The 16,030-nt window shown below is 42.1% G+C and carries 15 protein-coding genes; 9 read left to right on the forward strand and 6 right to left on the reverse strand.

All coding sequences use genetic code 11. The annotated features are described in order from the left end of the window. The first annotated feature begins 36 nt into the window (after nucleotides 1–36). From FPK91_RS16600 to FPK91_RS16615, 4 genes are all read left to right on the forward strand, one after another. Nucleotides 37–297, forward strand: a complete 261-nt coding sequence (locus FPK91_RS16600) for a YecH family protein (protein WP_144212523.1) — start codon at nucleotides 37–39, stop codon at nucleotides 295–297. Nucleotides 298–577: 280 nt separating this feature from the next. Beyond that, nucleotides 578–3,307 (forward strand): xanthine dehydrogenase family protein molybdopterin-binding subunit, encoded by a 2,730-nt coding sequence (locus FPK91_RS16605; protein ID WP_144212525.1) that lies wholly within the window; start codon nucleotides 578–580, stop codon nucleotides 3,305–3,307. Then, nucleotides 3,307–3,831 carry a (2Fe-2S)-binding protein gene (locus FPK91_RS16610; RefSeq protein ID WP_144212527.1) on the forward strand — a complete coding sequence of 175 codons (525 nt, stop codon included), beginning with the start codon at nucleotides 3,307–3,309 and terminating at the stop codon, nucleotides 3,829–3,831. The genes FPK91_RS16605 and FPK91_RS16610 overlap by 1 nt, the downstream gene beginning before the upstream one ends. Next, entirely contained in the window at nucleotides 3,828–4,889 is a 1,062-nt protein-coding gene (locus FPK91_RS16615; protein ID WP_144212529.1) for a hypothetical protein, read from the forward strand. Before FPK91_RS16610 ends, FPK91_RS16615 begins: the two co-directional genes overlap by 4 nt. A gap of 98 nt (nucleotides 4,890–4,987) precedes the next feature. Here FPK91_RS16615 and gltS read toward each other — a convergent pair whose 3' ends face one another. The 6 genes from gltS to arfB form a co-directional block, all read right to left on the reverse strand. Next, the gene (gene gltS / locus FPK91_RS16620; protein ID WP_144212531.1) at nucleotides 4,988–6,211 is read right to left on the reverse strand and encodes a sodium/glutamate symporter; all 1,224 of its coding nucleotides are present in this window, start codon (nucleotides 6,209–6,211) and stop codon (nucleotides 4,988–4,990) included. Between the two features lie 435 nt (nucleotides 6,212–6,646). Then, complete coding sequence (locus tag FPK91_RS16625) at nucleotides 6,647–6,856, reverse strand: TOBE domain-containing protein (protein WP_144212533.1); 210 nt, start codon at nucleotides 6,854–6,856, stop codon at nucleotides 6,647–6,649. A 314-nt stretch (nucleotides 6,857–7,170) separates the two neighbouring features. Further along, nucleotides 7,171–8,178, reverse strand: coding sequence for a class I SAM-dependent rRNA methyltransferase (locus tag FPK91_RS16630; RefSeq protein WP_144212535.1), 1,008 nt, complete (start codon nucleotides 8,176–8,178; stop codon nucleotides 7,171–7,173). 153 nt (nucleotides 8,179–8,331) lie between these two features. Then, on the reverse strand, nucleotides 8,332–8,721 hold the full coding sequence (locus FPK91_RS16635) for a DUF3859 domain-containing protein (RefSeq protein WP_144212537.1): 390 nt from the start codon (nucleotides 8,719–8,721) through the stop codon (nucleotides 8,332–8,334). Between the two features lie 51 nt (nucleotides 8,722–8,772). Continuing rightward, the gene (aroQ, locus tag FPK91_RS16640; RefSeq protein ID WP_144212539.1) at nucleotides 8,773–9,216 is read right to left on the reverse strand and encodes a type II 3-dehydroquinate dehydratase; all 444 of its coding nucleotides are present in this window, start codon (nucleotides 9,214–9,216) and stop codon (nucleotides 8,773–8,775) included. A gap of 129 nt (nucleotides 9,217–9,345) precedes the next feature. Further along, the gene (arfB, locus tag FPK91_RS16645) at nucleotides 9,346–9,762 is read right to left on the reverse strand and encodes an alternative ribosome rescue aminoacyl-tRNA hydrolase ArfB (protein WP_144212542.1); all 417 of its coding nucleotides are present in this window, start codon (nucleotides 9,760–9,762) and stop codon (nucleotides 9,346–9,348) included. Nucleotides 9,763–9,949: 187 nt separating this feature from the next. Here arfB and FPK91_RS16650 point away from each other — a divergent pair, with 187 nt between their 5' ends. The 5 genes from FPK91_RS16650 (at nucleotide 9,950) to FPK91_RS16670 (ending at nucleotide 16,013) form a co-directional block, all read left to right on the forward strand. After that, nucleotides 9,950–10,303 carry a SpoIIAA family protein gene (locus FPK91_RS16650; protein ID WP_144212544.1) on the forward strand — a complete coding sequence of 118 codons (354 nt, stop codon included), beginning with the start codon at nucleotides 9,950–9,952 and terminating at the stop codon, nucleotides 10,301–10,303. A gap of 34 nt (nucleotides 10,304–10,337) precedes the next feature. After that, a complete protein-coding gene (locus tag FPK91_RS16655) occupies nucleotides 10,338–10,523 on the forward strand; it encodes a DUF3012 domain-containing protein (RefSeq protein ID WP_144212546.1) in 186 nt (61 codons plus the stop codon). 159 nt (nucleotides 10,524–10,682) lie between these two features. Beyond that, the gene (locus FPK91_RS16660) at nucleotides 10,683–11,123 is read left to right on the forward strand and encodes a hypothetical protein (RefSeq protein WP_144212548.1); all 441 of its coding nucleotides are present in this window, start codon (nucleotides 10,683–10,685) and stop codon (nucleotides 11,121–11,123) included. A 209-nt stretch (nucleotides 11,124–11,332) separates the two neighbouring features. After that, entirely contained in the window at nucleotides 11,333–12,799 is a 1,467-nt protein-coding gene (locus FPK91_RS16665) for an efflux RND transporter periplasmic adaptor subunit (protein ID WP_227006597.1), read from the forward strand. Between the two features lie 13 nt (nucleotides 12,800–12,812). Further along, nucleotides 12,813–16,013: an efflux RND transporter permease subunit gene (locus FPK91_RS16670; protein WP_144212550.1), complete on the forward strand. Its 3,201-nt coding sequence runs from the start codon at nucleotides 12,813–12,815 to the stop codon at nucleotides 16,011–16,013. Nucleotides 16,014–16,030 lie beyond the last annotated feature (17 nt).

Genomic DNA, 16,030 nt, shown 5'->3' on the forward strand with positions numbered 1-16,030 from the left:
ATCGTAAAATGGTTTTTTCAATTTGAGGATTTCTTTATGTCAAAATCAATTCATGGTCGCAATGTTATTAAATTGATGAAAGAGCAAAATACACCACAGCCACAACAACAATGGCTTGCTTTGATGGCAGAAGAGTTCGGTGAGAATGCTGAGTTTCACACTTGCCAAGCAAGCGATATGGCAGCGAACCAGTTAGTTGAACTGTTTATTAGTAATGGCCGTTTAACAGAAACTGAAGCGGGCTTTGTTATCAATCAATGTGGGCATTGTGCTGGCAAAGAAGGTCATGCACATTAATCTGATTAGACTCTCACTAATTTAGCCAAATACAAAATAAAAATGCCAGTCTTTGACTGGCATTTTTGATCTTAAAACAAATTAATTGGCTGCTATCACATCATTTATTCAGCCAGAGAGATTCATCTTAATGGCTCCATATTAATGAGTATTATCTATCTCAAAATATCTATCTCAACATAAACTCTTTAACTGAACAGAATTTTATTACATCAGACATTGCTGAAATACCATCTGTCTGCTTAACTTATGGTCAAAATAAGGATGCAGGGATGCATAAATGAATCAATTCAATAATAGCCCTATAAGCCGACGCAGTTTTATCAAAACAATTGCTGGTGGAGCCGCCGTCACCTTCAGTATTTCCAGTTTACCTATTTCATTACTTGCCGCAGAAAACCCGCCTGTTTCAACATTTGCAACCGATCCCGCTTGGGCTCCTGAATCTGGTATCGCTAATTGGCGAATTGATGGCATGCCTAAAGTCACAGGGGAAAAAATATATGCCCGTGATTTTCGCGCTCGTGATTTAGAGAGTCATGGTTGGCCCAGCCAAAAAGAAGAAAGAATCCTATATGCGTTAAGAACTAATCGCATAGACGCTCAGGTCGACAGTTATCAATTCGACATGTTGCCAAGCGAGCTTCGACCGATTAAAACAATAGATGCTGCATGTCTGGCTACAGATAACGTATTAGTCAGCTGTGATATGAAAAAACCATTTTTTGTTAAATTATCCAGTGCTGCTGCTTATTATGGCCAGCCTGTTGCCTTGCTTATTTTTAAAAACTTTGATGTCTTTCGACAAGCCAAAAAGATTCTTCAGTTTAATCCCGATGTTATTAGTTACGGAGCTGCGGTATTACGGCCTACACCACAGCCTTATCCAAACCCATATGAATATGTTAAAAACGAAGCATTAGAAGTTCCTTTTAGCCGTGTTCAAACAGACCCAAGCCAATATAAAGCTCAAAGTGCTCAAGTTAAACACAACGTGTTAGTTAACATGCAAACTAAAACGCAACAAGGGGAATGGCAGCAATACTCTCGCACATTTCAAACTCAGGTCATGGATCCTATGTTCATGGAACCAGAAGCGGGGTTGGCCTGGTATGACACCAACTCAGATCGTTTACACTTGGTATTAGGTACACAATCACCGACCGGTGATATGGCTGGTGCAGCAGAAATATTTCGAGATATCAATTGTCCATATCCAGTTAATAACGTCGATTTGATTGCTTGTTATCCTGGAGGTGGTTTTGGAGGGCGTGATAGTTCTTATTTTTCGATGTATTTAGCCATGGCTGCACCTTACGCTCAAGGTTATCCTATTCGATGGGCCCAAGATCGATTTGAACAATTTCAAGTGGGTTTGAAGCGACATCACACTGATTTTAATGAAAGTATATACGTCGATAAAAATGGCTTAATTCAAGCTGTAAATGCCAGCTTTACGCTCAACGGTGGTGGCAGAAAAAATCTCAGCCCTTATGTTGCTGAACTTGCCGCTTTGAGTGTTTGTAACGCATATAACATTCCGCAAATTCTGGCATATGGCGAAGCATTAGATACGCCTGATTTAATTGGCGGTTCTCAACGTGGTTTTGGTGGGCCTCAGGCATTTATTGCTATAGAAACTTTACTTGATGAAGTTGCCCAAAAATCTAGTACCGATCCTTTTACTATTAGGCGTTTAAATTTACTCAATAAACAAGGTACGACAGTCACAGGGGCACCCATTACCCAAGATTTACAGCTACCACAAATTCTTGACGAATTAGAGTCACAACCTCTTTGGCAAAATCGACTGGCGTCTCAGCAGAATTTTGCTAACAAAGGGCTTAAATATGGTGTCGGTTTAGCTTTAGCCAATGAGGCTTATGGTACTGGTAGAGATGGCATGTTTGGCGCAGTAATTATCAATCGTGATGGCAGCATTACCGCCCGCACACCTTATATTGATATGGGCAATGGCGCTGCGACAGCATTAGGGTTAGCACCGTCAAATTGGCTAGGACGTAATGCCAGTAATATTATGATGGGTGACGCAGGTTTTTTTAACTCATTGGGCTTATACACTCCTGAATCTAGTAAGCTCTGCCATAAACCCACTCCCAATCCTTTTTCGGCAAAAGAAGTGGCCGTTTTATCGGGTTCAGCGAGTGCTTGTCTTGGGGCTTATTATCAATATCATGCAGTTGCTCATGCTGGGCTGAGCTTACTGCTTGGTAGCGTTTTGCCCGTGTTGCAGCAAATATGGCAAGTAAAAGTCGATTACCAACAATTATCATGGCAAGCCGGCAGTGCTACTTTAGCGGGTTATCCGACGGTAGAGTGGAGCACTATTGTGGAAGCTATCTTTCGTCAAAACCTCCCTACTTATGGCGCTGTACACGCGAGTTTTATTGTCGATTTTGTCAATGCGGATTTTAGTTTCCCTCTGCTTAGTGATACACCACTCACTTTACCTCTTGATTATATTGCTCTTGGGACATCCGTTAACGATTTAATGCCAGTCACTCGCAGCAAAATAACCGTTTTACCCGCTGCTAATTCACAATATGGACGCAGTACTTATGCGCCTAGTGGCGCTTTAATCGCGGTGAGTGTTGATCCGAGTACAGGTAAAGTGACTGTTGAAGATTGCATTACTGCCCTCAGTGCAGGAGTGCAACATTGCCCGCAACTAGTGAGTGGCCAATCTCAAGGCGGTGTTGCAATGGCAATGGGTTATGTCTTGTCGGAAGATTGCCCTTTAACACCTGATGGTCCGGGCGGTGGTAATTGGAATTTAGACAAATATCACCTCATGCGAATGAACGATGTACCACTGAATCAACAATTGTTAGTTATGCCACCTGCCGAGAATGAAACGACAGCAAGAGGTATTGCCGAAGCCGTTATGTGTCCTATCCCGCCAGCGATTCTTAATGCTCTGGCTATGGCAACACAACATAGGTTTAGTACATTACCAGTCACACCTGCGGCAATAAGGACGATTCTATAATGGATAATAAACAGATTACATTTGTCGTAAATGGCTTAATTAATCATGCACCTGCGACTGATGGTGATATGTCACTTATTGATTATTTGCATGAACGAGTGAATTTAACCGGAACAAAGTTGTGTTGTGGCATCGGTGAGTGCCGAGCTTGTACGGTGGCAACTCGAAATAATCCTAAAGCCCCCATGGAAGCAACATTAGCTTGTTCAACGCCAGTTAGTAGCTTAATGGGATTGGAGATTGTCACCGTCGAAGGCTTGAAACAAGGTGATAATATACTGCCATTGCAACAGGCATTCTTACAGCATTTTTCGTTTCAATGTGGCTATTGTACTCCTGGTTTTTTAATGGCGACGTGGATTTTATTGCAGAAATTGCAAATGTCGCCAATTCCAGAGCAAGATCTTGATGCAGCAATTGAAAAAGGTGTAGGGCGAAACATTTGTCGTTGTAGTGGCTACGTACGCTATTACGAAGCCATTCGTGAACTTGCACTACCATTAACAATGGAGCATTTGTCATGAAGGGGATTAAGCGATTAATGACTTTAAGCATATTGGCTATTTCAGGCTGCGATAGTTTAGGTACATCAGAACCAAGTCCTGCTGCAAATAATCGTGTTGCGGCATCTGAGGGTATTCAACTTAATCAAACCATCAATGAGTATGGCGCACAATGTGCAGCACTGATTTCACAAGTCCCTGCATTTGATTGTAATGATGGTATCGACGTTCCAATAACCGTTAGTGGAGTGGTTCCTCAGTATGCTGAGTACAGTGCCAATATGAATTGTGATCGTCCAGCGCTACTGCCTTATGGTGATAACACATTCGGTCAATGCACTCCTTTTTCTAAAGTGCTTGATTTGTCACAAGGGAGCACACAAATCTCTGCTTTTTGTCGTCGAGAACATTTACGCCCAGCTGATAGTCCCTTTTATGATGAGGTTGACGTTATTTTGCATAGTACGACCTCAGGGGATACCTGTTGGTTTCATGCGGAAGATAGCACTCAAACAGGTCAAGGTTTTGATGCATCGAGGGTACCACCGCCAGATGAAGTTACACCGCCCCCAGGACATGTTGCAGCAGTTACATTTTGGTGGAAGCCAACAGATACAGTGAGTAAAAACTGCGGTAGTTGTCATGACGCCGATCCTTTCATGTATAGTCCTTATATCGGCCAAGTGTGGCAACACGTACCCGTTGATCCATTTGGGCCTTATAACAATGCGATTGGTGACTTTAGTCAATGGCCAGTGTCTAGCAGTATTGAAATCGAAGGGAATACCTGTACGACTTGTCATCGGATAGCTAATTTAGGCAGCTGTAAAATATACGATTCGGCTAAAAATCTGTATCTACCTGGTAATGTACAAATGGCTGCGGGGATGGCTCTGCCAGTGAAAAATGGTGATAATTTGACTAATGAATACCCGTTAAGTACCTGGATGCCTGTTAATAACTTTCATAGCCAGGCTTTTTGGCAGCAAGTTTATGCTCCTTCAGTCATGGCGCTACTTTCATGCTGTGATAATCCACAACAGCAACAGTGTCAGTTCACGCGGCTTCAAGGCAATTAATATAAGCTAATCAATATAAGAAAGCCCAGGTCTACAGCTATAAAAAACGCCACATATTAAGTGGCGTTTTTTCGTACTAATGTTTATTGCATCATGCCTTAGACAAGAAAGCTTAAGTAACCTTGCAGGATAATGGCGTTCACAATATCAATGAAGAATGCCCCTACTATTGGCACAACCATAAAGGCTTGTGGAGAAGGACCTGTACGTGACACTAATGCACCCATATTCATGACAGCAGTCGGCGTAGCACCCATACCAAAGCCACAATGTCCGCCAGCCATAACCGCAGCATCATAGTTTGAACCCATTAATTTAAAGGTCACAAAGTAGGCGAATACCGCCAAAATGGCTGCTTGGGATACTAGGATGATTAATAGCGGAATAGCTAAGTCAAAAATTTCCCATAACTTAAGGTTCATTAATGCCATTGATAAAAATAACGACAATGAAACCGTGCCTAAAATATCTACACACTCAGTATTAATCTTAAACCCACGGGTCAATTCAGTCGCATTGGTGATTACCACGCCTAAGAATAAAGCATAAACAAAGTCAGGCATTTTTAGCCAAGAGATGCCTAATGTGGAGATAATCGAACCAATCCATTTAGCACCAGCAACACATAAAAGTAAGACAAATAATACCTCTAGAATCTTTTTAGCTGTAACGCGATCCTCTTCTAATTGGTCATATGTGACTAAGTCAGGGTGATCCACATGGTGGTTACCACCAACCCCATATGAAGACACTAGATTATGCTTATTGATTAAACGCTGGGCAACAGGCCCACCAATAATACCGCCCATGACTAAGCCGAATGTGGCAGCAGCCATAGCAAACTCTAAGGTGTTGATGCCATAGTTTTCTTGGAACGTTTGTGCCCAAGCTGCACCCGTTCCGTGTCCACCTGATAAAGTGATTGAACCTGCGATTAATCCCATTAATGGTTCAAGTCCAAGTGCGGTAGCCATGCTCACGCCGACAGCATTTTGGATGACGATATAAAGGGAAGCTATACCTAAGAAGACGATAACTTTGGTTCCGCCTTTCATCAAAAGCTTATAACTTGCAGCTAGACCTACCGTGCTGAAAAACATCAACATCAGGGTATTTTGCATCGAAAGGCTGAATTCTAAACTGATATTGTTGAAGTGTAAGACTGTGATTATGCCAGCGACAATAAGCCCACCCACGATTGGTTCAGGGATATTGTACTTTCTGAATACGGATACGTGTCGGTTAACCGAATGGCCAATGAACAGTACTAAAATCGCAACAAGAAACGACTCAAGTTCTCCAATAGAATAAACTGTATTCATGGAACTCCTTTTTTGTATAACAATGAATGATTTACACAATATTATTGTGCATCACGACATGGTATGCCTTTTATATATTACTTAGATTTATTAGTTAATCTGAATTATAAAGGAAGTTAGCCCTAATTATCATGGCAATTGTATTCATACCGTAATTTTTGGCGCTATTTTGACCGAATTTAACATGTTATTAAAAGCTAATCCGCTGATGTTAATCGCCAAGATACTTTTGTTAGTGTGGAGTGGGTATAGATGTTGACTTTTTAGGAGGTAATTTAGGGCTTTTTTAGGAGGGATATACGATTAATTATTTATTTAACCTTAAAGGAAACATTCTCCAATGTTCAGTTGCTCAAATTCGTAAGGAGAGCTGTCGAGATAATAAAGCGAAATGAGTATTGGCTCATTTCGCTTATCGTTATGGCATAAACAATATTAGTCTACAGCAACCATAACGTTACTTGCTTTGATGATAGCGTATGCGTTACCGCCAACCACTAAGCCAAGTTGCTCGCAAGATTTTTTAGTCACCACTGAAGTGATTTCAACACCTGCTGCTAATTCGATAACAACTTCGTTGTTTACTGAGCCAACTTCAATTGAAAGAATTTTACCGACTAGAGAGTTACGTGCGCTGATTTTCATGATTTTAAGATCCTATTATTTAACTCATACATCAAATTAATGCATAAAGATAACTTACCTAATAAATACGTGCTTGCCATTATTTATGTTTACATAATATGACATTTGAACGCATTGGCTTAACAATCTGAGCTGTCGATCGCAGTTTTACTGATAAAAATGTTGATCTCTTGTGTGTTTGAAATAGTGAGGGCGAGAGTCATTCAACATAAATAGTTGATTTAATGTGCCGGGAACTTGTAGTTCAAGCTGGGGGAATAAGCATAATAAAGCCGCATGATGCGGCTTTATTATGCTTTTGAATTATCGGCTGGTTAGTCGATGGTCAGCGCGACAATTTTTAGTGGATGATTATCATCAAATGATGGGAAGTCTTCATGGCAATGGAGCCATTCAAATGAACTTACGCTACGGCCTTGCTTCTCGACACAGCGAACTAAACTATTAAGCCAAGCTTCTCTTTCTACCTTTGCTACGTTGTTACAACAAACGATAGTGCCGCCAGCTTTAGTTGTTAGCATTGCAGGCTTAAACAAACCTTGGTAATCATTGATTAAATCGACAGTGCCAAACGGGCTCTTGGCAAAACGTGGCGGATCAAGAAATACTAAATCAAATTGCGTCGCGGCTAGCTTAGGGTATTTCGGCAATTTTTGGCCGCGACGTCCGCCCACTTTTAACCCTGCTAATTGACGTAAAGCTGGAAAAGCATCGCTTTGTATAAACTCACAAGTGTCAGATACCTGGTTCAGCTCAGCGTTCTTTTTACCTGCAGCTAAAGCGAAAGATGAAAAATCGACATTTACGACACGTGAAGCCCCGCCTATAGCAGCCGCAGTTCCAATACCACAGGTATAAGAAAATAAGTTTAATACGGTTTTATCTTGGCTATTGGCACGAACGTATTCTCTGCCAATTCGCATATCAAGGAACAATAAAGGGTCTTGACCTTCATGGCGTAATTTGGAGGTGAATGTAATGCCATTTTCTTGGATGACTTGCTCTGATGAGGCGAAGTCACTAAAGCCATCTTGTAGGTTATTTTCAATGCGAGAATTACCTTTAGCGCGATCGTTATAAATGATCGGTAACTCAATTTGAGCATTGAGAATCTCCGTAATCTCGCTTAACTGCTGTTCAGTTAACGTTTGATGAAATGTTTGAATCAACCATGCGTTGCCATAACGATCAATATTAAGCCCATTTTCACCTTCTACGGTGCCATGAAATACGCGAAAACAATCAGTGTTATTGAGTTGTGCTTGCTTGATAAAGTCAGCGCGTTGATTGATAGCAGTAGTAAGAGAAGACTTTAATGACATAGTTGTGCTCGTTCGCGTTTAGAGGGCAAAAGTGGATTATATCAAGCTTCGTCTTGCTTGTCGGTAGGTCAGAGTTTAAATGCTGTAAATACAGAAGTAGTTCAAAGGTGAGCCATCATTTTGGACACTGAGCTGATTGCTGACGTTGATGACTTAAACTGAGTATATTTTAAAGGTTTTATCGGCAATGACTTTGTTATTTAAGGTTAACGTCATACGCCAATTACCGACTTTATTGCTAACCGGTGCCCAAATACAATCACCGAGATAAAACTTCCAGTCATTCTCTTTGATATACACTTCGCCAGCATATGGCGCTTCGATATTGCCCTCGGCATCTGGAATATCTGGATGGTATATGCAATATTGCAGTACCTGATTTTTAGCTTTACGAATGCGGGTGACAAAACCAAATTCAACATCAATTTCAGCCGGAACATGTACCGTTGCAGATAAAAACTTTGGTAGCTCATCACTTTCAGAATCCCACTGACTAAAAATACCAGATTGAATAATGCTGACGTCAGCTCTTAATTTACTCATGTATTGCTTGTCTCTATTACTATTGGCCTTTATTACTAACGGTTTCTCTACTTAGCTCTTATTCAACTGACTAATCGCCGCTTGCATAGCAAAGCTATAGCCTTGAGTACCTAGTCCGCAAATAACCCCAACCGCTTTGTCTGATAAATAAGAATGATGTCTAAACGGTTCTCTGGCATGTACATTCGAGATATGAATCTCAATAAAAGGAATATTTACCCCAAGCAGTGCATCTCTTAACGCCACACTTGTGTGAGTAAATGCTGCAGGGTTGATGACAATAAATGCCGCATCGGTTGCGTGAATAGCGTCAATCAATTCATGTTCGGCATTAGATTGAATATGGTCGAAAGCCAAATTGGCTGACAACGCTTGAGATTTACAACGCTCAATAATCGTGTCTAAATTATCACTGCCATAGAGGCCCGGTTCACGACGACCTAATAAATTTAAATTAGGGCCATTAACTAATAAGATTTTGGCTTGAGACGTCATGCTCTTTCCTTACCGATTACGAATGATGAGTATTGATAATACCGAATAAGTTTAATTTATCATGTAATTATTGCCCTAAGGCGATAATTTTTCATGACGAGAATAAGTTTGATTATTGAGAATAATGGATTAGTAATCAGACTTACTTTTTCTCAGTGCTTTAGTGGCGCCACGCTGTTTTTTTGCATCAACTCTGCGACGTTGACTGCCTTTGGTCGCTTTGGTTGCAATACGCGCCTTTTGCACAATACCCACACCTTTTACCAGTTCGATAAATTGCTCTAACGCCACCTGACGATTAAAGTCTTGGCTGCGACTTTGCTGACATTTAATAATGACCTTACCGCTTTTAGTAATACGGTGATCTGCTTTGGCTAATAGCTTTTGCTGATAAAATTCAGGTAAAGAAGACTGGCGAATGTCGAAGATAATCTGCGCTGCAGTCGAGACTTTATTGATGTGTTGTCCGCCAGCGCCACTTGAACGGACAAATTGCCATTCAATTTCATTATCTTCAATGCTGACGCGGTTGGTTATGATGATCATTGTTTGATTCTACTTTTTATCATTCTACTTTTAGAATTCTGCTTGGGTACGTTTAAGGATACAGATTCGAGATTATTGTTTGTTATGTCTTGAGTTTAACAAACTTTTGTTTAGTACTGCGGATAAGATTTGCTACTATCAACAATTATATAAAAACTAGGCCACATTGACCGTTTGGAGTTTTATTATGTTGTGCCAAATTCCCGATATCGCCAAGGGCGTGATTAGTTTATTCGTCAGTGGGCGGTTATCAACGCAAGATTACCGAACGCATCTACAACCTTTGATCACACAATATCGTGAACAAACTGGTCGAGTTTGCTTATATATCGAAGCAGATGTCTTACTGGAAGGTTGGGATGTCAAATCACTATCAGGTGGTGATCAAGTGCAATTACCGCATTTTGATTCGTTAGTTTTTGTCGGCGGGCCTGATTGGGTCGGCAATGCGGTCAATTTACTTGCGCCTTTTATGCAGGGCGAAGTGGCGTGGTTTCCACTTGAACAAAAGCAGCAAGCAATCGCATGGTTGCAACAATAATATTAATAAGTGAATCTTCAAGGAAGTAGAAAATATGTCAGTAACAACATCATATTCAAAAATCGCCGCAGTATTGAGCGCAGGTCTGTTAATCATCGGTTTAAGTGCTTGTTCGCCAGAAGTGGGTAGCGAAGCATGGTGTAAACAAATGCAAGACAAGCCTAGTGGTGATTGGACTGCCAATGAAGCGGCTGATTACGCAAAACATTGTGTTTTTTAATGTGCTAATTCCGCAATATTAACAGTGGTATCAGTAGCTTTAAGAATAGATATTGGTTAATAACAGATATTGATAGCTCAGTGAGAACTTTGGCTTACACTGGCTGTCATATCTATTGATTATTTTCATTTTTGCTTTTTATATTTAAAAAGGTTCTTCTTGTATTCATTAGTGTTCATGCGAAATTTTGCTAAGTTGATGCTCAGCGTAATGTTACTGCAGCTTTTTGCAGTGAATGTTGGCGCGCATCAACTGCACTTGAGTGATGCAGAACAAGAAGACGTCAGTCATTCACATTTGATGATTTCAGCGCCAAGTGATGTCTGTGATATGCATGATGATCTCAATCATTTATTGCATAGTGTTAATGGTGATATAAAGATGAGTCAAACCGTTCAAGCGGGTCATCAGCACAACTCGTTAAATGATGAAAGTGTCGAATTATGTCTTGATTGCCAATGCCATGGTGGACACTCAGCTACGATAGAAGTGATATCTCACCTTGCACTAAATCATTGTATATCAGCGGTACCACACACCTTTCAACAAGCTTATTTCCCCCCAGACGCGCGCTTAAGTTATCGCCCTCCAATTGCATAAAATCAGTTAATTTTTAACTGATTAATACTGCGTCTTTATCAATATTTACGCCAATTGGTTTAATCAATGGCTAGTATCATCCTGCGGCTCATTGGCACTAAGTTTATGCTTGGTACCTAAACAGGTCTGCAAGATGCGCTGTGGATGTTGGCAGTATTAATCGTAATGACATTCTTAAATATTCAGCCTCGCTGAATCGAGAACTTACGATGAAAAAATATACTATGCAAAAAAGCTCGATACAAAAAAGTACGATACAAAAAAGCACGATACAAAAATCATTAGCTACAAGCTCACTCATTATTCAATTTAGTGTACTCGCAGCTATTGCCAGTGCTGGCTTAACGGTTTCATCACGCACTATTGCGGTAGAAGCTATTCAGCTAAATGCAGCTAATAGCCATGCAGCTAATAGCCATGCAGCTAATAGCCATGCTGCTAATAGCCATGCTGCTAATAGCCATGCTGCTAATAATCACGCAGCTAATAGCTATGCTGAAACAGATAATCACGTTCAAGCTGGTAAGCATAATCATGATTTACTGCCCTCTGAGTTAAGTGAACCTGCTCAAAAAACACCGCTAACGTCAGTGGGAAATACGATTAAAAAATCAGAGAAAGGTGATGGCCATGATCATGAACCTGATAATAGCGAAGTAAACGAAGCTGAGCATGATGACGCAATGGTGCTTTCTGAACATCAACAAAAGCTCGCTGGGATCAGAGTGGTTAACTTATCTAATAGTAAGTTTAATATCGACTCAGTTGCGCCTGCTGCCATCGTTGTCGATCGCGATCGTACTATCAGCATTGCACCGCAGCTAGATGTAAGGGTTCTTGCGCGTCATGTGGTCCCAGGGCAAGAAGTAATTAAAGGCCAGCCGTTGCTGACCCTAGGCGGTTTTGAGGTTGCCAAGGCGCAAGCTGACTTTATTACTAATGCGGCAGAATGGGGACGGATGCAGAGGATGGTGAAAAATACCCTCAGTGAAAGCCAATTGTTAGTTGCCCAAGTACAAGCAGAATTATCAAGAGCAAACCTTGAAGCGTTAAAAATGACTCCAGCTCAAATTAGTGGCTTAACAGCAAATCCTAAGGCTATTGGTCAATACCAATTACTGGCGCCTATTAGTGGCCGTGTTCAACAAGATGTCGCTATGTTAGGGCAAGTATCTGCAGGCGGTGCGCCATTAATGCAGTTAACTGATGAGTCACATTTATGGGTTGAAGCGCAATTATCGGCTATGCAAGCCGATGGTATTGAATCTGGCGATAAAGCCATGGTGAAGGTGGGCAAGGTATCAATTGAAGGCACGATTATTGGTCGTTCACATGAACTCAACCCTATTACCCGTACCGAGCAAGTGCTTGTCAGTATCAATAATACTGACTACGGCCTGCATGCCGGGCAATTTGCTGAATTATATTTACCCAATGCGCTTAATGGTGGTGTGGTGTTACCCGACGCTGCACTAACTCGCGGTGGTGATGGTGATTGGCAAGTGTTTATTCAAGTTGAGGATGGTTTTGAAGCGGTAGAAGTTGAAGTCGTCGAACGTCAACGTGGCATGAACATGGTTACCGGACTTGCACCAAACAGTCAGGTAGTGATTAGCGGTGCTTTCCTGTTGGCATCTGAATTAGCGAAAGCTGGTTTTGATATCCACAACCACTAGGAAGGAATAAGCCATGTTAGCTAAATTAATAGCGTCTGCCATCCGTAACCGATTGCTTGTCGGCTTAGCCTTGCTATGTATCGCCGTAGCCAGTGCGTTTATGTTACCCAAACTCAATCTCGATGCTTTTCCGGATGTCACCAATGTACAAGTTACTGTCAATACAGCGGCTGAAGGTTTGGCGGCCGAAGAAGTTGAAAAACTGATCAGTTATCCCGTTGAATCGGCAATGTATGCCTTGCCTGCAGTGACAGAAGTGAGGTCATTATCTCGCACTGGTTTGTCGATAGTGACAGTGGTATTTGCTGAAGGCACCGATATTTACTTTGCTCGTCAGCAAGTGTTTGAACAACTGCAAGCTGCCCGTGAAATGATCCCAGATGGCGTCGGCGTGCCAGAAATTGGCCCTAATACATCAGGGCTAGGGCAGATATATCAATATATTTTGCGCACAACACCAGAGTCAGGTGTTGACGCTGCAGAGCTTCGCAGCATTAATGATTACTTAGTAAAATTGATCATGATGCCAGTGAGCGGTGTCACTGAAGTGTTATCTTTTGGCGGTGATGTTCGTCAATATCAGGTACAAATTGATCCCAATAAATTGCTCAGTTACGGCCTGACAATGCAGCAAGTCACCGATGCATTAGAAAGCAATAACCGTAATGCGGGCGGCTGGTTTATGGATCAAGGTCAGGAGCAGTTAGTGGTTCGTGGCTACGGTTTATTACCTGCTGGTGATGCAGGGCTTAAAGCCATTGGCCAAATTTCATTAACCGAAGTGAGCGGCACGCCTGTACGGGTAGCAGATATTGCAACGGTGGCTTATGGCAGTGAAATTCGTGTTGGCGCAGTGACTATGACTAGAAAACAAGATGATAAGGTCGAAGTCTTGGGTGAAGTGGTCGCGGGTGTCGTACTCAAGCGCATGGGCGCAAATACCAAAGCAACCATTGATGATATCAGTGACAGAGTGGCCTTGATTGAACAATCGCTACCGGAAGGCGTATCGTTTGAGGTGTTTTACGATCAATCTGATCTGGTTAAACAAGCAGTGACGACCGTGGTGAATGCTTTATTAATGGCGTTTTTCTTTATTGTCATCATCTTAGCGTTATTTCTAGTCAACATCAGAGCGACCTTACTGGTATTACTGTCTATCCCGATTTCTATTGGTATGGCACTACTTATCATGTCGTATTACGGCATGTCCGCTAACTTGATGTCCTTGGGCGGTTTAGCCGTTGCCATCGGGATGTTAGTTGATGGCTCAGTGGTGATGGTTGAGAATATTTTCAAACATTTAACCCGAGAAGAAACTTCGGCAGATGGAAGTGTTATCGAAGCTGGAGAGAGCGCTAAGTCAACTGCTACTAATTCAGCGGTGCCGAATCCAACAGTGACTAAAGTCATGCAAGCAGCAAAGGAGGTTTGTAGCCCAATCTTCTTTGCTACTGCGATTATCATTGTGGTATTTGCCCCGTTATTTGCACTTGAGGGGGTAGAAGGTAAGTTATTCCAGCCAATGGCGGTAAGTATCATTCTGGCGATGATTTCAGCCTTGTTAGTGGCATTAATAGCCGTACCCGCCATGGCGGTATATCTATTTAATCGTGGCGTTACTATCAAGAAAAGCGTGGTTTTAGCGCCGATTGAAGCAGGTTATCGTAAATTACTCGCATCAATAATGAATCGTCCAGTGACTGTGATGAGCATCGCCGTGGTGTTGTTTATTGCCAGCATGATGTTAGTGCCACGTTTAGGCACAGAGTTTGTCCCTGAACTTGAAGAAGGCACCATCAACTTACGTGTCACGCTTGCGCCAACGGCAAGTCTTGGGACATCGCTCGACATTGCTCCTAAAATTGAAGCCATGTTAATGGACTTTCCTGAGGTGGAATATGCGCTAAGTCGTATTGGTGCACCTGAGCTAGGCGGCGATCCTGAACCTGTGAGTAATATTGAAATATACATTGGCTTAAAGCCCGTCAGTGAATGGCAAAGCGCGAGCGATCGCTTTGAGCTACAACATTTGATGGAAGAAAAACTGAGTATCTTCCCTGGATTATTGTTTACTTTCTCACAGCCCATTGCCACCCGCGTTGATGAATTATTGTCAGGTGTTAAAGCGCAATTAGCCATCAAGATTTTTGGCCCTGATTTAGATGTACTATCTGAAAAAGGCCAACAACTTACTGAGCTTGTCAGCGCTATTCCTGGCGCTGTAGATGTATCACTTGAGCAAGTGAGTGGCGAAGCGCAATTGGTTATTCGGCCACTTCGCGATCAACTGGCTCGTTATGGGTTAAGTGTCGATCAAGTGATGAACCTTGTGAGCCAAGGTATTGGTGGTGTGAGTGCTGGCCAAGTTATTGATGGTAATGCTCGCTACGACATTAATGTGCGTTTAGCGAAAGAGTACCGTAGCTCCCCTGATGTGTTACGCAATTTGATCATGATGGGCGCTAATGGCACTCAAGTGAGATTGGGCGAAGTGGCTGAAGTGGGCGTTGAAATGGCGCCACCGAATATTCGCCGTGATGACGTGCAAAGACGTGTTGTGGTACAAGCAAACGTTTCGGGTCGTGATATGGGCTCAGTGGTTAATGATATCTATGCCATTGTGCCGCAAGCTGAATTGCCTTCTGGTTATACCGTTGTCGTTGGCGGTCAATATGAAAACCAACAACGGGCGCAACAAAAGCTGATGTTAGTGGTGCCAATTTCGATCGGTTTAATCGCATTGTTATTGTTTTTCTCCTTTGGTTCTATCAAACAAGTCGCCTTGATTATGGCTAATGTGCCGTTAGCCTTGATTGGTGGTGTAGTAGCGCTTTATGTCACTGGCACTTATCTGTCTGTGCCTAGCTCTATAGGGTTTATTACCTTATTCGGCGTTGCGGTGCTTAATGGGGTGGTGCTGGTGGATTCGATTAACCAACGCCGTTTAACTGTTGAAGCTACTGACGGTGATGAAAGTCTATTTGATAGTGTCTATGAAGGCACTGTTGGTCGATTACGTCCGGTATTAATGACTGCGCTAACCTCTGCCTTAGGCTTAATACCCATCTTAATCTCATCAGGCGTCGGCAGCGAAATTCAGCAACCTTTAGCAATAGTGATTATTGGTGGACTGTTTAGCTCCACCGCACTGACGTTGTTGGTACTGCCGACTATGTATCAGTGGCTTTATCGAGGGGGAAACGTCACTTAATCGAAGAATGAGTCATG

It is taken from the genome of Shewanella donghaensis (genome assembly GCF_007567505.1).
Lineage (GTDB): Bacteria > Pseudomonadota > Gammaproteobacteria > Enterobacterales > Shewanellaceae > Shewanella > Shewanella donghaensis.